The following is a 15,915-nucleotide window of genomic DNA, read 5'->3' on the forward strand; positions in this document are numbered from 1 at the left end:
AAGCTAAGCCTCACAGCGCCGATGGTACTGCAGGGGGGACCCTGTGGGAGAGTAGGACGCCGCCGAACAATTCTTCTGAATAACCCCCATCCGGAATCCGGATGGGGGTTATTCGCGTTTCCGGGCCCAGAAGAGCCGTCACCACGGCCCGGCCGATCCCTGCGACGTCCTGGAGCAGGCCCGTCGAGCCGGCTTCGGGAGCACCCAGTCGCTCCTCTGCGCCGGCCCGCGCTTGCTCCCTCCCACCTGCGCTGCCGTCCAACTGGTCGGCAGCGCAGGCTACTCGTCGGTCCGGTTGGCGAAGGGGAAGCTCACAGCAAGCCCCACGACCGGTACGCCAGGGCCTTCGGTGTCGTGAAGCGGAGAGAGAAGAGGGTAGATCGTCAGCAGTGGTTGATCGTGGCGTCGTACAGATCTGATGGCATGTCCGGAAGGGATCTCGATCGCACGCGGACCGGCGATGCCGCCGCGGTTCGCTCTGGCTGCCAGAGTCATCTTCAGCGCTGTGTCGTACTGCTCCTGGTCGAGGTCCCGGACTTCGTGACGGGGGTTCGTCAGGCGGCGCACCGTGTAGGAGTCACCAACGGGGAGATCCGTGGGGCTGCGTCTCACGAGGCCGAGCCGGTGGCCGGCGATGTCGTGTTCGGGTGTCGATGTCTCGATGCCGATGAGCTGGACGGCCCAGGTGCGGAGTGAACCCTGGGCCGCGCACTGCCGGATGTAGGCGGCGACGCGCTCGGGCAGCATCGGTGTGTTGCCCGGAGCGGGCAGATAGTCGTCGAGGAGCCTCGACACGATCAGTTCGTACGGTACCTCCCGCCACAGCACGCTCCGGTTGGCGGGGTCGACGGTCTGCCGGCTGCCGAGCGCGTCGAGTGACCTGACGAAGTTCTCCAGCGTCTGGAAGTTCTGCTCCAGCACCTCGGGTGACAGGCTGAACCTCACGGTCTCGGGTGCAAAGCCGGCCAGGTCCTCGACGGGGCTTTCCGTGGGCGGCTCGGGGCTGATCGACCGCGCGGTGCGGGGAGGGCGTTCGGTGGCCGTTGTCAGGAGGCCTGAGTGACTGTCCATCACCTCGGCGGTGGTGTAGTGGCGGAAGAGGGCCGGATCCCGCAGGAGAAACCGGCGGTCCAGCGCTTCGCCGACGTCGTGAGGGAGGAGGTTGTAGCTGATGGTCAGGCCGTCGAGTCCCCCACCCTGGGCGAGCTTCGTGCCGCCGACCACGACGACGCCGGGGGCGCCGGCGAGGCGGCCGAGCCGGTTGGGTGAGGCGCTGTTCAGTGTCACGACCCGGACTCGCGCGGCTTCGGCCGCCAGGTGTTCTGCCACCTCCGTCCGTGAGGTACCGGCCCATTCGACGGCGGACCGCCACAGCTCCCGCAGGTCGGCCGTCGGCAGGGCCGCGCCGTGGGCGCGGTGGTCGCGCAGCGCGGTGGCGACGAATCCGAGGTGTGCCGCCACCTGGTCGCGCACCAGTGTCTGGACGTTGATGAAACGGCTGACGGAGACCGACATCGAGTTGCGTGGAGAGAACCGGCCCCGTGCTCGGTGGACGGCGCAGGCGAGGAGGAAGGCGTTGATCGCCTCACGCAGCGAGGCCGGCAGTTCCGCCCCCGGTGCGGCGGACTGGTCGTGGCGGCTGGGTAGCCACGACTCGTTGTCGCTCACGAGCCGGAGGATCGAAGTCGGCCCGGTCGTCTCCTGACGGGCTTCCTCGTCGTAGTGCCGAAACAGGCCCGCCAAATCCCGAGGTGGCCGGACAGGAGGGGCGAGGTGGTAGGCGAAGGTGTCCGGGAACCGGCGGAACAGTGCGGGTTCATAGGCTGTCGTCGGGTACGCCACCAAGGCCGCCTTCTCGAACGCCGAGACCAGTTCGTAGACGCTCGTCTCGCTGGCCGACGGGGTGCTCGTCCAGCGCCTGGGGAGGTAGTTGTAGGAGTCGTAACCGGCGTCGATGACGAGCAGCGGGAGGCTCTGGTCGACCGGCCGCCCCGTGACCGGGCCGGTGAGCTTCGTCAGCCAGTCCCGCAGGCTGCCGATGATCCGTGGGTTCTTCTTGACCACGAAGACCAGGGGGATGGTGCTTCCGAGCGGTGCGATCTGTGCCGCACGGGCCGGGGTGAAGTCCCCGTTCCTGTCCGCACCGGTCAGCGAAATGATGCTGAGCTGCTTGGCGTTCGGCAGGGCGCCGGCGCCGGTGAGGTGTCTCAGCGCGCCGTCATGGCGGTCGGTCCTTCGGCGGAATCCGGTGTCGAAGCCGAGGAGGCCCTCGTCGACGTGCTGTTGGGTCTGTATCCGGAGGTTGTTCCTGTTGCCGGTCAGGAAGACGATCACGCGGTAGCCCGCATCGATGGCCTTGGCCGCCAGGGCGATGCCGTGGCCGGTCCTGCCCGACCCGGGCCCCTGCGTCAGGACCAGCCCGGTGCGGCGCCAGCCGCCGGCCCTGTGGGGATCTTCGAGCCGGCCCAGCACCTCGTCGGTGGATTCGTCGAGGTATCGGGCCCAGTCCTCCTGTACGGCTCTGATCTCTCGGAGGTACCGCAGGTGACGTTCCCAGAAGTCCTGGCTGCGGTCGCCCGTGCGGCGGTCCAGCCACGGGAGGTGCACGGTGGTGTCCGACGCGACGGGAGCGGGCTGGAAGACTGCTACCAGGGTCTCAAGGCGCCTCAGCAGGGCTTCCCGGTCCAGGTGACCGCTGTACCTCTCCAGCAGCTCCGTCACCAGGTGGGCACTGTCGGTGAGTTCGGCCTGCGTCGGCGGCACGTCCGTCGGCAGCAGGGCCAGGGCCAGTCGCGTGGCGAAGCTGGTCAGGTCCTCAGCGATCTGGTCCCCGGAGGGCACGGCCGTGCCGGTCTCCGACGCCGCCGGGAGTCCGAGCAGTTCGCGGGTCCGCTCCAGCGCCTGGCCGAACGGCACGGACGCCGCGGGGAACTCCTGCTGTCCCTCCGGGTGCCGGACGACCGCCGGCAGCCTTCCCCGGCCGGCGCCCTGCGAGGAGACGGAGCGGCTCAGTGCCCGGTTGAGGCGCCACACCTCGTGCTCCGTCAGCTCCTGCCGAAGCCGGGTCTGGGCCTGCGGCGGCACCACCACCTGTACGGCGCCGCCCGGATCCGTCTCCAGGGTGAACACGCCGCTCGTCAGCACCTCGGCGAGGTCCGCGGTGGTGGCGCGCGGGAGGAGTTCCCGGCGGATCGTGTGCAGGAGCCCCAGGCTCAAGCGGTCGAACTGCGAGCACAGGACGGCCAGTCGGGCGGCGGCGGGTGCCGCCGTCCGCAGGAAGCCGTCCGCCAGTTCCGCCGGTCCCCTGGACCGTGTCGGGTGCGGCTGACCGGGGCGGGTCGGGAGGCGACCGCCGGGCGGGACGAGGACGGCGGCGCAGCCTTCGGGGGCTGCGGTCATCACCGCTCGCGACCAGCGGTCCAGGTGGCGGGGTGACAGTGAGACGACGGGGAGCGGGAGCCAGGAGCGGTCGGTCCCGTCGCCCGTGGGCTCCGGCAGCAGGAGCGGCAGGGTGAAGGAGAGCCGGGGACTGCTCGCGCCCGGTCGGTCCGGCGTCGCCCGCACCGTCGGCAGGTCGAGTCCGCTGCGGCGCCACAGTTTCGTCGGCAGTGGGTTGAGCAGGGCGACGGGTGTCGTCCGGGCCCAGGTGCGCAGCTGCTGCCAGACCGCCGGTGCCCGCCAGGCGTCGGTGGCGCAGTCCGAGACCGTCAGCACCAGACGGCGGCCGTTCGGTGAGCGCAGCTGTCCGACCGTGCTCGACCGGCCCTGGGAGTCGCGCAGCTGTGGGGAGGAGTCGGCGTCGAAGGTCAGATCGCGGACCTGGAGGGTGCGGAAGGCTCCGAGCCGGTCCAGGGTCCCGGCGAAGGCGTCGACGGTCTCCGTCCAGACCTGCATGGAGGGCGACCGGTCCACGACCAGGACCAGGTCGAACCACCGCTCCGGGGCCGCGCCGAAGACCGGGAGCAGATCGCCGCTGCGCGCGTAGCCGTCCACGGTCGCACCGACGTCCAGGGTCCGACGTCGGCCGGCGCGCCAGGGCCGCTTCCATGGACGCAGTGCCCTGCTCACCTCCAGTGCCAGCGGCAGCGCCCCCGCGCGCGGGATGCTGCTCGCATCGCCGCGGACCAGCGAATCCGACCCGGGCAGCCGCTCGTGGAACGCCGGCACGGGCGTACGGCCCCGGGGAACGGTCGGCGGTGCGGTCGGCGGGGTGGTCTGCGGTGCGACGGTGTCCGGGGCCTCGGCGGTCGATTCGTCGGCCGGTTCCGCGAGGTCACCGTCCCCTCCTGGCGAAAGCGGCGCCGCCGACCCCAGACGCGAAGCCAGCCAGATCGCTTCCGAGAGGGCCGTCGCGTCCAGCCCGGGAGCGGTGGCGTGCAGCGCCGCGACGATGCGCTCCAGAGGTGTCGCCGTCGGTTCCCACTGCGCCTCCGCGGCCGGAGACGAAACGGGCGCCGACAGATCAGACACGGGAGAGCTCGTTGAGGACCAGGTCCAGGACGGCCCGGGCGTCCTCCTCCGAAGGCGCGTCCGCTCCGATCAGCAGGTGGACCGCGTTGAGGAGTTGGTCCACCGCGAGGCTCTCGCCAGCCCCCAGCCGTTCGACGAAGCCCGTGACCACGGCGTCGACGGAACCGGACTGTTCCTCGGAGACCTCCAGGTGCGCGGCGACGATCTGGTGCAGTGATTCCACCGTCGGCGCCGGCATCGTGTAGCGGATGCAGCGGCGGAGGAACGCCGCCGGGAAGTCCCGTTCGCCGTTGCTCGTCATCACGATGAACGGGAATCCGTTGCAGCGGACCCGGCCCTTGGTGACGGGATGGTGCGCCTCGCCACCCCACTCGCGGACGTGGACGACGTCGTCGCGGTACCTGGCCAGCTCGGGGACCTCGAACTCGCCGCGTTCCAGGACGTCGAGCAGGTCGCTGGGCAGGTCGAGGTCGCTCTTGTCGATCTCGTCGATCAGCAGGGCGCGAGGACGTCCGGTGGGCAGCAGTGCCGTCCCCAGCGGCCCCATCTGCAGGAAGGGGGCGATGTCGTCGCTGCCCGTGTTGCCCTCGATCCGCTGGGCGTGGATGCGGCCGAGCGCGTCGTAGCGGTAGAGCGCCTCCGCGAGCGTGCTGCGGGAGGTGATGTGCCAGCGCAGCACGTCGCCGAGCGTCAGCTCCGCCGCCACCTGCTCGATGACCGTGGACTTGCCGGACCCGGGAGCGCCGGTGAGGAGCAGCGGTCGGCGCAGCGCGAGCGCCGCGTTGACTGCTTCGACCAGGCCGGGCGGCGGCTGGAAGCGGTGCGGCGGGGTCTGCCGGGGGAAGGTGCGCCACGGCGGCGGGGCGCCGAGGTCCACGTTCCGGGGGTGCCCGTCACCGACGTAGAAGGGGCTCCAGGTCATTGCGCGTTCTCTCCATCGGTCGTGCGGGTCTCGAACCAGTCGCAGAAGTCCAGCCAGTCGGTGTCGTGCCACACGGACCGCATGCGGGCCAGTGCCGCGGTCCCCTCCGCGTGGTCCTGGCCGGTGCCCTGCTGCCAGGTCTTGCGGTAGGCGACGCTGAACTCCTTCGGGAGCTTGTCCCAGTGGCGTTCCACGCTCTCACGGGCGGCTGCGGCCAGCTCGCCCTCGTACTTGGGCCAGAGCACGATCGGCGCGTGCGCGAGCAGCAGCGGCATGAACTGCTCGATCCGGTCGGGGAGATGGCTGAGTGCCAGCGCCCGCCCGTAGGCGCCGTCCGCCAGTTTCCTGGCCAGCTCCTCGGTGCTGCCGGCCTCGGGCTTGCCGAGCCAGTCCACCGGGGCGCCGTCGCCGCGGCCGGCCTTCATCGCGGTGAGCTGGTCCCGGGCGTGGGTGTTGATCCACCACAGGTGCTCGGGCAGGCAGAGCCGGTCGCTCCACCGGAGTACGACGTCGTGCCTGGCCCCCAGCCGGAAGCCGAGGTTGGTCTCCTCGGGGCGCCAGCGCAGCAGCAGGGGCGAGGGCACGGCGATCTCGATGCGTCTGAGGTCTGCTCCGATCGGCCTGGCAAGACGGTATGCCCACCGCAGTACGGACGCGAGCTGTTCTTCGACCCCTCGCTGCGTGGGGGAGCAGGGGAACTCCTCGTGTGCCACCAGCCGGCCGGTGTCGAGCAGCCAGGCCGGCAGGGTGTCCGGCCACTCGTCCGCGAGGGCCGCGTGCAGGCTGACCACCAGTCGCAGCCGGGATTCGGCCTCTTGGCCGGCCAGCCGCTCGAAGGCATCGTTCAGTTCGACGACGGCGCCGGTGTCCTTGGCCCAGGTGCGGAGCGCCGGATGGCCGGCGTCCAGCCCGTCCTCCGCGGCGAGCGCGGCGACGAACGCGGCCAGCGGTGCGAGGCGGCTGGCCCCGATCACGGGAGCCCGGAGCCGGAGAAATTCGACGCAGTCGCGCAACAGTTCGCCACCGCTGTTGCCCCGGGCGCCGGCCGGGGCGCCGTCGACCGTCGACACCGCGCGCCGCAAACGCTCCGAGGTCAGCGGCGCGCCGGGCCAGGACTTGAGCAGCTCGGCGGCGCGTGCCGCGTCACGGAGTCCGTCGAGCACCCGCTCCGCGTAGGTGACGTCGTCGGGGTTCGCTGCGCCGGACCGCGCGAGATCCCGGAGCCTCTGCTGGAGGTGCGCCAGGTCCGCCGGGTCCGTCGGGCTGGAGATCCGGTTCGACAGCGGCTCTCCGTCCTCGCCGAACGGCAGCAGTGCCGAGTCCAGGTCCTCCCGGCCGATCCGGCCCAGGAGCTGCTCGCCGCCCCGTGCGTGCAGGCTGTTGCGCGCCAGCCACAGCCGCCCCCTGAACGGATCGCCGTTCGACTCCACGGCCCGGGCACCGATGTTCATCGCCCGGTTGACGGCGTCGCGCACGTCCTCCGCCGATAGCCGGCTGCCGGCCCCGGCGATGCCGTCGCGCAGCACCCGGTTCAGCCCGCGGGTGAAGGCGAGGTCGTACGCCTCCTCGCCGACGCCGACCGACATCAGCAGCGACAGGTTCACCGCGCCCCTTCGGATCCCCGCGTCCAGGGCCGCGATGTCCGGGGTGGCGCCGCCGGCGTGGCAGGTGTCCACCAGCGCGATCACTCCCTGAACCCCTTGGGTGTCCAACGCCTGGGTCAGGAGATCGCCGACGCTCACGACCGTGGTCGGCTCGTCACGGAGGGAGTCGCCCGCCATCAGGAACAGCTTGGGAATCCCGCCCTGGGTCGTGCCGTGGCCGATGAAGGCGAGCACGAGTTCGGCCCCCACCCGGCCCGCGTGCCGCGCAGCGTCACGGACCGCCGCCTCGATCCGCGCCTGCGTCACCGACGGGCCGCACACCAGCGAGGCCGCGCCCGCTTCGCGCTCACAGCCGCCCACCCGGCGGTCCAGCAGAGCGGCGTACAGAGATCCGGCCGCCTCCTCCAGCCCGCTGAGGAGCCCCATGTCCGGGCACTGCGGCGCGATCACCAGGAGGTGGCGGGGCGAGGACGGGGCGGTCATCCGGCCGTGACTGCCTCAAGAGCCTCAAGGACCGGTCCGGCCACGCCGGGCTGCGCGAGGTACTTGAGCGCCGGGTGGGTCCACACGCCGTCGGAGTCGATCCGACGGCTCACCGGGCTGGTCGAGGCGCTGTTCGCGGTGATGGACTTCTCCAGCCAGGGGTGCCCGGCGATCACGTCGTCACGGTCCCAGAAGTTCAGCCAACGACCCACCGACGCGGGGACCGCCAGCGGTTGCGGACGCATCCGACGCCGCACGGCGGTGCGCATCCCGATCGGCGAGCCCAGCGTGATCAGCAGCGGCACGGTACCGAGGTGATCGTGAAGCGCCTCGAAGGCCACCACCGTTCCCAGGGAGTGGGCGACGACGACGGTGGGTCCCGTGGGATGCAGCTCTGCGGTGACCCGGTCGCGTATGCGCTGGTCCAGGCTGAGACCGGATCCGTCCTGCTCCTGGCGGGCCAGATAGCGCCTGACCTGGCCGAGCTCCCTGACCATGATCCGGTCACTCGCCCAGCCGCCGAACCTGCGCAGCCCGGGCAGCGCCAGCACGGTGTTCGCCGCGTTGAGGGTCCGCCGGACCGCGCTGCCGAGTCCCTGCTGCTGCCCCTCGGGAGCCAGTTGAGCCCTGGCCCGCCGCAGTACTCGCTCCTCCTGGCCGTCCTGGGGAGGGATCCCGTCCTTGCCGGAGGGCTCAGGCCCCCCCGTGCCCCCCCCGCGCGGATCGGCGCGGACGTGGTGACCGGACACCGCGTCGGCCGACCCTGGCGACCGGGGACCTTCGTCCTGGAGGACAGGTACCTCCCGGCCCCAGCGGACAGCGGGCCGAGACGCTGGGATGAAGGCAGCGCGGTACCGGTGGACACCGGAACCGCGTTCGTCACCGTCCGAGGGAGCAGCACATGAAGGCCGCCGTCGTCCGTGATTTCACCGCACCGCTGGTCGTCGAGGACCGTCCGGTGCCGGAGCCGGCCGCGCATCAGGTCCGGGTCCGGATCGAGGCCTCCGGCCTGTGCCACACCGACATCCACGCCGCCCACGGCGACTGGCCGGTGAAGCCCAGTCCGCCGTTCGTTCCCGGACACGAGGGCGTCGGCATCGTGGAGGCGGCCGGTGAGGGGGTGCGGCACGTCCGGGTGGGCGAGCGGGTCGCGATTCCCTGGCTGGCCGACGCCTGCGGGCGCTGCGACCAGTGCGTCTCCGGGTGGGAGACGCTCTGTCTCCAGCAGCACAACAGCGGCTACTCGGTGGACGGCGCCTACGCCGAGTACGCGCTCGCGCACGGCGACTACGTCGTCCCCGTCCCCGACGGCATCGACCCCCTGGACGCCGCCCCGCTGTCCTGCGCCGGCGTCACCACCTACAAGGCCCTCAAGGTCTCCGGCGCCCGCCCCGGCACCCGCGTCCTGGTCTCCGGCATCGGCGGCCTGGGCCACCTCGCCCTCCAGTACGCCCGGCTCTGCGGCGCCGAGACCATCGCCGTCGACGTCACCGACGACAAACTCGCCCTCGCCCGCGACCTCGGCGCCGACCACGTCATCGACGCCCGCACCCAGGACGTCGCCGCCGAGGTCCAGGCCCTCGGCGGCGCCCACGCCGCGATCGCCCTCGCCGTCAGCAACGCCTCCTTCCAGGCCGCCTACCGTGCCCTGCGCCGCGGCGGCACCCTCGTCCTGGTCGCCCTCCCCGCCGCCGGCAAACTCGAACTCCCCGTCTTCGAGACCGTGTTGAACGGCACCAAGGTCATCGGCTCGATCGTCGGCACCCGCGAGGACCTCGCCGAGGTCTTCCGCCTGCACGCCCTCGGCCGCACCCGGGTCATCCGCGAGACCCGCCGACTCGAGGACGTCAACACCTGCTTCGACGAAGTCCTCAGCGGCAAGGTCTCCGCCCGCCTGGTCTTCGACCTGCGCTGACCGGGGTCCGGTCCGCGATCCACAACCCGAAGGAAGAGGAAGGGAACGACATGAACGAGACGGTGGCACAGCGGCGGATCGTGGTGGGCGTCGACGGATCGGCGTCCTCCCGCGCCGCCCTGCGGTGGGCGGTGCGTCAGGCCGCCCTGGTCGGAGCCGCGGTCGAGGCGGTGATCACCTGGGAGTACCCGGCCGTCTACCAGTGGGGTTTGCCCGTGGCCGACGTGGACGACGGGGTCGTCGCGGGGTACGCCGGGAAGACGCTCGCCGAGGCCGTCGCGGAGGAGACGGGCCCGCAGTACCCGGTGGAGGTGCGCGAACGGGTGGAGTACGGCAACGCCGCCCAGGTCCTGCTGGAGGTCGCCGAGGGTGCCGAACTCCTGGTCCTCGGCAACCGCGGCCACGGGGGCTTCGTCGGAGCGCTGCTCGGCTCGGTCAGCCAACACTGCGTCCAGCACGCCTCCTGCCCGGTCGTCGTCGTCCGGGACACCGAGCCGACCGAGCAGACCGAGCAGGCCGAGCGCACCGAGCCTGCCGAAGGGCCGGCCACCGGCCGGTGACCCGCATCCGCGGCCGACGGGACCTCCAGCGGCCGGGCGTGGGCGGGGTACCGCCGACGCCCGGCCGCCCCGGCCGCGTCCGGGGATCAGCGCTGCTGCCGGCCGGTGCGCGGGGTGAACCGGTCCGTCAGCCGGACCACGGCGAGGGCGGCCGCGTACCCGACGGTGAACAGCGCCACCAGGAACAGGAGTGCGGTCGCGTTCATGATGGAGTAGCCCGTCAGTACGGGGGCGACCACGGGCGGCACGCCCAGGACGACGGCGGTCAGGGCCGCGGAGCCGACCGTGCGGGTGGTGCAGGCGACGGCCGCGCCCGCGACCACCGGGGCGAGGATGTGGAATCCGGTGCGGAAGATCGTTCCCTCGCCGGGGCCGAGCGCCTGGGTGAGGACGGCGTCCGAGGCCGTGAGAGCGATCACGGCCCCCCACGGTACGGCGGGGCGCGGTTGCGTGGTGCGGTCCGGCGGGGCGATCAGCAGCACGAGGGCGTTGAGGGCGAACAACACGGTGTCCGGGCCCTGCAGGGCGTAGGTCAGTGGGATGTGCGCCTGCGCACCGGGCAGCTCGGGGCCGGCGAACAGGACGAGCAGCGGGGCCACGACGGTGGCCGCCGCCAGGACCCGGGCCGTCGTCCAGCGGCCGGCCAGGGCCGCGACGGCCATCAGCACCGCCGGGACGAGCAGGGCCGCCGTGGCGACGAGCGATCCGACACGTACCCCGCCGTCCGGGTCGGTGGCGGTCCGGACGGCCCACCAGAGGTGCACGGCCGCGTAGCTGCCGGCGAGTGCGGCGGCGAGCGGGGCCGCGGTGGCCAGGGCCCGGCCCGTCGGCAGGTGGGAGACCAGGCCGAGCCGGACCCGCAACCCGTGCCCCGCCACGTCGGCGACCTCGCGCAGAGCGGCGAGCGGGGCCGCGGTGCGGACGCGGCGTTCGGCGTGGTCGGCGACCTCCGCCAGCGCGTGGGTGCCGTACGAGGCCGGGTAGAGGACGAGGGCACGGCGCAGCAGGTGCGCCGTCAGGCGACCGCCCTTCTGGTCCTTCTGCTCCTGGCGCGAGGTCATGCCGTGCCTCCTGCAAGCCTGTTCCGGGTGATGGCGAGGCGCCGGTCGGCCTCGCGGAGGGCGGCGCGCAGCCGGTCGCTTTCGCCCGTGAGGGCCTGGGTGCCGGTCGGGGTGAGCGCGAAGACGCGGCGGGGCCGCCCGGCGACCGTCTCCTCCCGTTCGACCCGGATGAGGTCTTCGGCGAGCAGCCGGTCGAGCGTCCCGTACAGGGTGCCGGCGCCGAGCCGGACCCGCCCCTCGGAGATCGCGGCGACCTCGTCGCCGAGCGCGTAGCCGTGCCGCGGCTGGTCGGCGAGGGCGGTGAGCAGCAGGAAGGTGGGCTCCTGCATGGAGCGTTTCTTCGTCACACCGGCCACCATAGTACGGTCGCCGTAGTGTCTGGCAAGGGAGGTGCGCGCCGCGGTGACGGATCGTCGGATGTGCCGAAGCACGATAGACGTCACCAAGGCAGGCTTGTTGTCACCAAGATCGCCGGTTTGGCGAGGACGGCTTTCGGCATCGTCGTCCCGTCTCATTGCAGGCGACAGCCCGACCGGTGTGGCGTGGAACCGTCCAGTAGACCCACACCGCCGGCACAGCCTTGTCGTTCGTACCGAACATGTATCCGTCTTCTTGGACCCACCGGTAGGTGCTGTGGGCGCACCACTTGGCGCCGCTGCCGGAGATCGCCGTCCGCATGCCGACCGCGCTCGGCAGCATGGTGACCCCTTCCAGGCTCCGTCCGGGCGATCTCCGTCCGCCTGGGGGCGCCCGGTCGCGGGACGGGGAACGTTCTTCTCCTGATCGGGGACCAGGCCACGAGGAGACCAGCGTGAGACGCACCCGCAGCACCGCACGGACGATCGGCGCGGTCCTTGCTTCAGTCCTTTCCCTGTCCGTGCCGTATGCGCTCACCGCCCCGGACGCACAGGCGGACGGCGGACTGGCACCGGCGACCCGCGGCGTCAGCCAGCAGCCGGGCCACCCCGCCGTCCTGTACGCGGGCCAGGAGCGAACGGTGGCCGCGTACTGCCCACAGGGGACAAAGCCCACCGGGGGCGGAGCGTCGGTCGACAGCGACCTCCGGAGCGCCGTCTACTTCCGGAAGTCGGCCCCGGACCCAGCGGGCAACCGCTGGGTGCTGCAGGCCTACAACGCCAGCCCCGACGTGCAGACCGTCCACCCCAGAGTGATCTGCTCGACCGACAGCACCCTCACCTACGATGTGGGGATGGAGGCGCAGCTCGAACCCGGGGAGACCGGCTACTCCTCAGCGGGCTGCGACAACACCCGCTTCGTGGTCGGCGGCGGCTTCGAGGGCGGCGACCGGACCTTCGTCACCGGCTCGTTCTTCCTCAACATCAGAGCGTGGGGGGTGCACATGAAGTACACCAACTACAGCCCGGACGCGCCCCCGTCCTCCCAGCGGTCCTTCGCCGTCTGCTCCGACACACAGCCCACCTGGAAGCCCGGCACCACCATCGAGCTGGCGCCCGGGGAGGTGGGAAACGCCACCGCAGAGTGCCCTGCCGGGCAGGTGCCGCTCAGTGGCGACGTGGACAGCAGCATCGACGTCCTGCTGACCACCTCGGCCCCGACGCCGACGGGCTGGACGGTGTGGGCCAAGAACGCGGGCTTCGACCAGCGCAAGCTCCTCGCCGCGGTGCTGTGTACCGCCCCCTGACCGTCGCGCGACCCGCACACCGTCGAAGCGGTACTGGACCGACACTTCCGCTCCGAACCGCTCGCGGACGTACTGGCGGACCATTCGCTCCTTCGTCCGCCCGGAACGGCAGATCGGTGGGCGCCGGCGGTGACACCTACCACGCCTCGGCACAGCGATCTCGAGGTCGGTCGCCCGTGCGGGCCGCCTCCTGAACGGACTCGTCCCCCCCCCCGGGCGGTCGGCGCCGCCAGGCGGCCCAGCCGGCCACGGCGGCCACCGCCGACCCGGCCCCGGGCGCACCTGCCGAGAATGCGGCACGGCCATGCGCGCCATACCCTCGACACATGTCCGACGTCACGTCTGCCGGCGCCACAGCCGACGATCTTCCTGCACCGGCCGAGGGGCTGGTGCTCACGCACTTCCTCACGGTCAGCGATGTCCCTCGCTCGCGGGCGTTCTACGCCGACGTGCTGAGTGGAAGGGTGGTGCTGGACGAGAACCCCTGCATCGTCAAGGTCGCCAACAGCTGGATCATCATGAACCCGGGCGGCGGGCCCACCGCCGACAAACCCGATGTCATCCTGCGCACACCGGAGGATCCCAAGACCGTCTCCAGCTTCCTGAACGTACGGGTGGCGGACATCCACGACTTCTACGCCACGGCGAGCGCCAAAGGGGCCGAGTTCCTCACCCCACCCATCGACCGCCGCGCCGAACTGCGCTGCTACATGCGCGATCCGGACGGATACCTCATCGAGGTGGGCCAGGCCACGGGGCTGCTCAAAGGCATCCTGGCGCGTACGGACACGGAAGCCTGACGACAGCGCCTCCTCAGGGAGGCGTCCCCCGTGGCCCACGCCCGTCCGCGCGGGCGTCGAAGGCGTGGCACGCACCGCTCTCGGACAGCAGCACGGGGCCTCGTAGTACTGCGTCTCCGGCGAGACCGTCAGTAGCACCGCACCCGCGAGCGCCGTGTCGCACCCGCCCAGTGTCAGCACGCCGCACGCGGTGTCCACGGCCACCGGCCCCGAGGAGCAGTGGGTGCTCACCACCAGCACCGGACCGAGAAGGCCCATCGCGAACGCCACCCGGCCCGCGGCCCCGCGGTGAAGTTCCCGAACAGGTACGGACCACGACGAATCCGCTGGAAAGCCCACTCCGGCGGTCTGCGGCACCCTCTCGGCGATCAGGTCTTCCAGCAGGGCGGTGAAGACGCCCGCGTCCCGCCGGACCCGGAACCGCCCGTGACCGTCGGCCAGGGTCAGCCGATGTAGGTGAACTCGTCGGCGGGGCCGGACGAGGAGAGCTAGCCGTTCACCAGCACCCTGACGCGCCGGATCCGGAGAGTGGGCCGGCCTCGCCGTGCTGGTGCTGCCCTGCGTCCTGGCATCCATGGACATGGCCGTCATGTTCATCACGCTCCCGTCCCTGGCGGCCGACCTCGGCCCGAGCGGTTCCGAGCAACTCTGGATCATGGACGCCTACGGCTTCCTTCTCGCCGGCCTGCTCATCACGATGGGCACGCTCGGCGACCGCTTCGGGCGTCGGCGGGTGCTGCTCACGGGCGCCGCGGCCTTCGGCGCCGCCTCGGTCCTGGCGGCCTACTCGACCAGCCCCGGGACGCTCATCGCGGCCCGCGCCCTCCTGGGCATCGCCGGAGCCACGCTGGCACCGTCCACCCTTTCCCTGGTCCGGAGCATGTTCCACGACGCCGGGCAGCGGGCCGCCGCGGTCGGCATCTGGACGGCGGGCTTCGCAGGCGGCGCCGTGCTCGGTCCGATCATCGGTGGTCTGCTCCTGGAGCGCTTCTGGTGGGGATCGGTGTTCCTGATCAACGTGCCGGTGATGGCCCTGCTGCTGCTCCTCGGCCCGCTGCTGCTCACCGAACACCGCGACCCCGAGCCGGGCCGTTTCGACCTGCTCGGCGCCGCCATGTCCCTCACAGCCGTCCTCGGCGTCATCTACGGCGTCAAGGCCGTGGCGGAGCACGGCTTCGGGTGGATTTCCCTGACCTGCTGCGCCGCCGGACTCGCCGTGGGAGCGGCGTTCCTCCGCCGCCAGCACTGGTCCGCGAACCCGGTGATCGACATGGCGTTGTTCCGCACCCGCCGGTTCAACGTGCCCCTGCTCATCGACGCGCTGGCGACGTTCGGACTGGTCGGCTTCAGCCTGTTCAACTGGCAGTTCATGCAACTCGTCCTGGGGATGGGCCCGTTGGAGTCGGCCTTGTGGTCCTTGCCCACCTTCCTCGTGATGCCCGTGGGTATCGCGCTGGCCACCGCGATCGCTCCGCGCGTCGGCAAGCACAACGTGATCGCCGCCGGGCTGCTGGTGGCCACCGCCGGTTTCGTCATGCTGGCCCTGCTCCAGGCCGGTTCGGGAACCGTCCACCTCGTCAGCGGCATGACCGTCGTCTCGATCGGCATCGGCGCCGTCTCCGCGGTCGTCACCGAGGTGATCCTGTCCGCCGCCCCGCCGGAGCGGGCCAGCGGCATCCCCGCCACGGTCGACACCCGGGTGCGCTCCCTCCTGGGCCTGAACGTCATCTGGCACCGGCTCGCACCCGTCCTCGGCTCGGACGCCTCACGGTGGTCGTCCACGCCCCGCACGACCGGCTGCGGGCACGATGAGCGAGGTGCGGGACGAGACGATTCACGGCTACAACGGACCCCATGACCGTCTTCTACTGCTCCAAGTGCGGCGCGACGCTCACCCCGGACCTGACAGCCCTGCCCGCCGTCCCCACGGTTCCTGGGATCGAAGACGCCCGGCCCGAGGGAGCACAGCAGGCCCCGCCGACCGTGCCGCGCGTCTGCTACGCGATCGAAACCGAGCCCTGGGGAGCCCCCTTCGTCGTGCAGGAGGACCAGGAGAACCCGGCGCCGTCGCAGCCCCGCGGCATCCTCATGGCCACCGAGGAGGGTTTCGTCGCCTCGGCCGGGGGCCGCGACACGATCGTGGTCCACCCCGATGACGCGCCCGCGCTGCGGCCCCTCCCGAACGGGGAGAACAGCAGCGGATGCTGCGGACCGAACGGAACCGAGGGCCTCAACCGGGCCTGCCCCTGCGGCGCCCGGGTCGCCACCCTCGCGGCGGACTGCTTCGGGCCCTACGAACTGCACCTCGACCCGGTCCGCACCTACGCGTTCACGCCCCAGGTCGAGGAGGTGCCGGCCGGTACCTGACGGCGCGCGACGCCGGCCGGCATGGTCAGCCGGCGACTGCGGACCGCAGCGATCGACTCCGACACCGAAC

The 15,915-nt window shown here is 71.9% G+C and carries 12 protein-coding genes and 1 pseudogene; 6 read left to right on the forward strand and 7 right to left on the reverse strand.

Annotated elements, in window-relative coordinates; translation table 11 throughout:
• Nucleotides 1-279 precede the first annotated feature (279 nt).
• Genes ACGF13_RS39340 through ACGF13_RS39355 form a run of 4 tightly spaced genes read right to left on the reverse strand, consistent with a single transcriptional unit; the run spans nucleotide 280 to nucleotide 8,030 of the window.
• On the reverse strand, nucleotides 280-4,470 hold the full coding sequence (locus ACGF13_RS39340; protein ID WP_392884374.1) for an SAV_2336 N-terminal domain-related protein: 4,191 nt from the start codon (nucleotides 4,468-4,470) through the stop codon (nucleotides 280-282).
• The gene (locus ACGF13_RS39345) at nucleotides 4,463-5,392 is read right to left on the reverse strand and encodes an AAA family ATPase (RefSeq protein ID WP_392884376.1); all 930 of its coding nucleotides are present in this window, start codon (nucleotides 5,390-5,392) and stop codon (nucleotides 4,463-4,465) included. Before ACGF13_RS39345 ends, ACGF13_RS39340 begins: the two co-directional genes overlap by 8 nt.
• Nucleotides 5,389-7,479, reverse strand: a complete 2,091-nt coding sequence (locus tag ACGF13_RS39350; protein ID WP_392884378.1) for a hypothetical protein — start codon at nucleotides 7,477-7,479, stop codon at nucleotides 5,389-5,391. The genes ACGF13_RS39345 and ACGF13_RS39350 overlap by 4 nt, the downstream gene beginning before the upstream one ends.
• A complete protein-coding gene (locus ACGF13_RS39355; protein ID WP_392884379.1) occupies nucleotides 7,476-8,030 on the reverse strand; it encodes a hypothetical protein in 555 nt (184 codons plus the stop codon). The genes ACGF13_RS39350 and ACGF13_RS39355 overlap by 4 nt, the downstream gene beginning before the upstream one ends.
• A gap of 350 nt (nucleotides 8,031-8,380) precedes the next feature.
• Between ACGF13_RS39355 and adhP the strand changes: the two genes are divergently transcribed.
• Together adhP and ACGF13_RS39365 are read left to right on the forward strand one after the other, a co-directional pair.
• Nucleotides 8,381-9,394, forward strand: a complete 1,014-nt coding sequence (gene adhP, locus ACGF13_RS39360) for an alcohol dehydrogenase AdhP (RefSeq protein ID WP_392884381.1) — start codon at nucleotides 8,381-8,383, stop codon at nucleotides 9,392-9,394.
• A gap of 50 nt (nucleotides 9,395-9,444) precedes the next feature.
• Nucleotides 9,445-9,954: a universal stress protein gene (locus tag ACGF13_RS39365; protein WP_392884382.1), complete on the forward strand. Its 510-nt coding sequence runs from the start codon at nucleotides 9,445-9,447 to the stop codon at nucleotides 9,952-9,954.
• A gap of 86 nt (nucleotides 9,955-10,040) precedes the next feature.
• On the opposite strand, the gene ACGF13_RS39370 is transcribed toward ACGF13_RS39365, so the two are convergent.
• A complete protein-coding gene (locus ACGF13_RS39370; RefSeq protein WP_392884384.1) occupies nucleotides 10,041-11,015 on the reverse strand; it encodes a hypothetical protein in 975 nt (324 codons plus the stop codon).
• Entirely contained in the window at nucleotides 11,012-11,344 is a 333-nt protein-coding gene (locus tag ACGF13_RS39375; RefSeq protein ID WP_392884420.1) for a PadR family transcriptional regulator, read from the reverse strand. Before ACGF13_RS39375 ends, ACGF13_RS39370 begins: the two co-directional genes overlap by 4 nt.
• A gap of 482 nt (nucleotides 11,345-11,826) precedes the next feature.
• Between ACGF13_RS39375 and ACGF13_RS39380 the strand changes: the two genes are divergently transcribed.
• Nucleotides 11,827-12,678: a hypothetical protein gene (locus ACGF13_RS39380; protein WP_392884385.1), complete on the forward strand. Its 852-nt coding sequence runs from the start codon at nucleotides 11,827-11,829 to the stop codon at nucleotides 12,676-12,678.
• A 326-nt stretch (nucleotides 12,679-13,004) separates the two neighbouring features.
• Nucleotides 13,005-13,478: a VOC family protein gene (locus ACGF13_RS39385; protein WP_392884386.1), complete on the forward strand. Its 474-nt coding sequence runs from the start codon at nucleotides 13,005-13,007 to the stop codon at nucleotides 13,476-13,478.
• A gap of 120 nt (nucleotides 13,479-13,598) precedes the next feature.
• Here the strand turns inward: ACGF13_RS39385 and ACGF13_RS39390 are convergent.
• Nucleotides 13,599-14,135 (reverse strand): annotated as a pseudogene (locus ACGF13_RS39390) (beta-ketoacyl synthase N-terminal-like domain-containing protein); the annotation flags it as partial.
• Here ACGF13_RS39390 and ACGF13_RS39395 point away from each other — a divergent pair.
• Both ACGF13_RS39395 and ACGF13_RS39400 read left to right on the forward strand, forming a co-directional pair.
• Entirely contained in the window at nucleotides 14,023-15,336 is a 1,314-nt protein-coding gene (locus ACGF13_RS39395; protein ID WP_392884388.1) for an MFS transporter, read from the forward strand. The pseudogene ACGF13_RS39390 and the gene ACGF13_RS39395 overlap by 113 nt on opposite strands.
• Nucleotides 15,333-15,845, forward strand: a complete 513-nt coding sequence (locus tag ACGF13_RS39400; RefSeq protein WP_392884389.1) for a hypothetical protein — start codon at nucleotides 15,333-15,335, stop codon at nucleotides 15,843-15,845. Before ACGF13_RS39395 ends, ACGF13_RS39400 begins: the two co-directional genes overlap by 4 nt.
• Nucleotides 15,846-15,915: the final 70 nt, after the last annotated feature.

It is taken from the genome of Kitasatospora sp. NPDC048286, from assembly GCF_043201735.1.
Classification (GTDB): Bacteria; Actinomycetota; Actinomycetes; order Streptomycetales; family Streptomycetaceae; genus Kitasatospora.

Excerpts from the sequence above, each read along its gene's own strand:
- ACGF13_RS39345 (WP_392884376.1), bottom strand. The coding sequence starts at position 5,392 with ATGACCTGGAGCCCCTTCTACGTCGGTGACGGGCACCCCCGGAACGTG.
- ACGF13_RS39350 (WP_392884378.1), bottom strand. The coding sequence starts at position 7,479 with ATGACCGCCCCGTCCTCGCCCCGCCACCTCCTGGTGATCGCGCCGCAG.
- adhP (WP_392884381.1), top strand. The coding sequence starts at position 8,381 with ATGAAGGCCGCCGTCGTCCGTGATTTCACCGCACCGCTGGTCGTCGAG.
- ACGF13_RS39365 (WP_392884382.1), top strand. The coding sequence starts at position 9,445 with ATGAACGAGACGGTGGCACAGCGGCGGATCGTGGTGGGCGTCGACGGA.
- ACGF13_RS39370 (WP_392884384.1), bottom strand. The coding sequence starts at position 11,015 with ATGACCTCGCGCCAGGAGCAGAAGGACCAGAAGGGCGGTCGCCTGACG.
- ACGF13_RS39375 (WP_392884420.1), bottom strand. The coding sequence starts at position 11,344 with ATGCAGGAGCCCACCTTCCTGCTGCTCACCGCCCTCGCCGACCAGCCG.
- ACGF13_RS39385 (WP_392884386.1), top strand. The coding sequence starts at position 13,005 with ATGTCCGACGTCACGTCTGCCGGCGCCACAGCCGACGATCTTCCTGCA.
- ACGF13_RS39400 (WP_392884389.1), top strand. The coding sequence starts at position 15,333 with ATGACCGTCTTCTACTGCTCCAAGTGCGGCGCGACGCTCACCCCGGAC.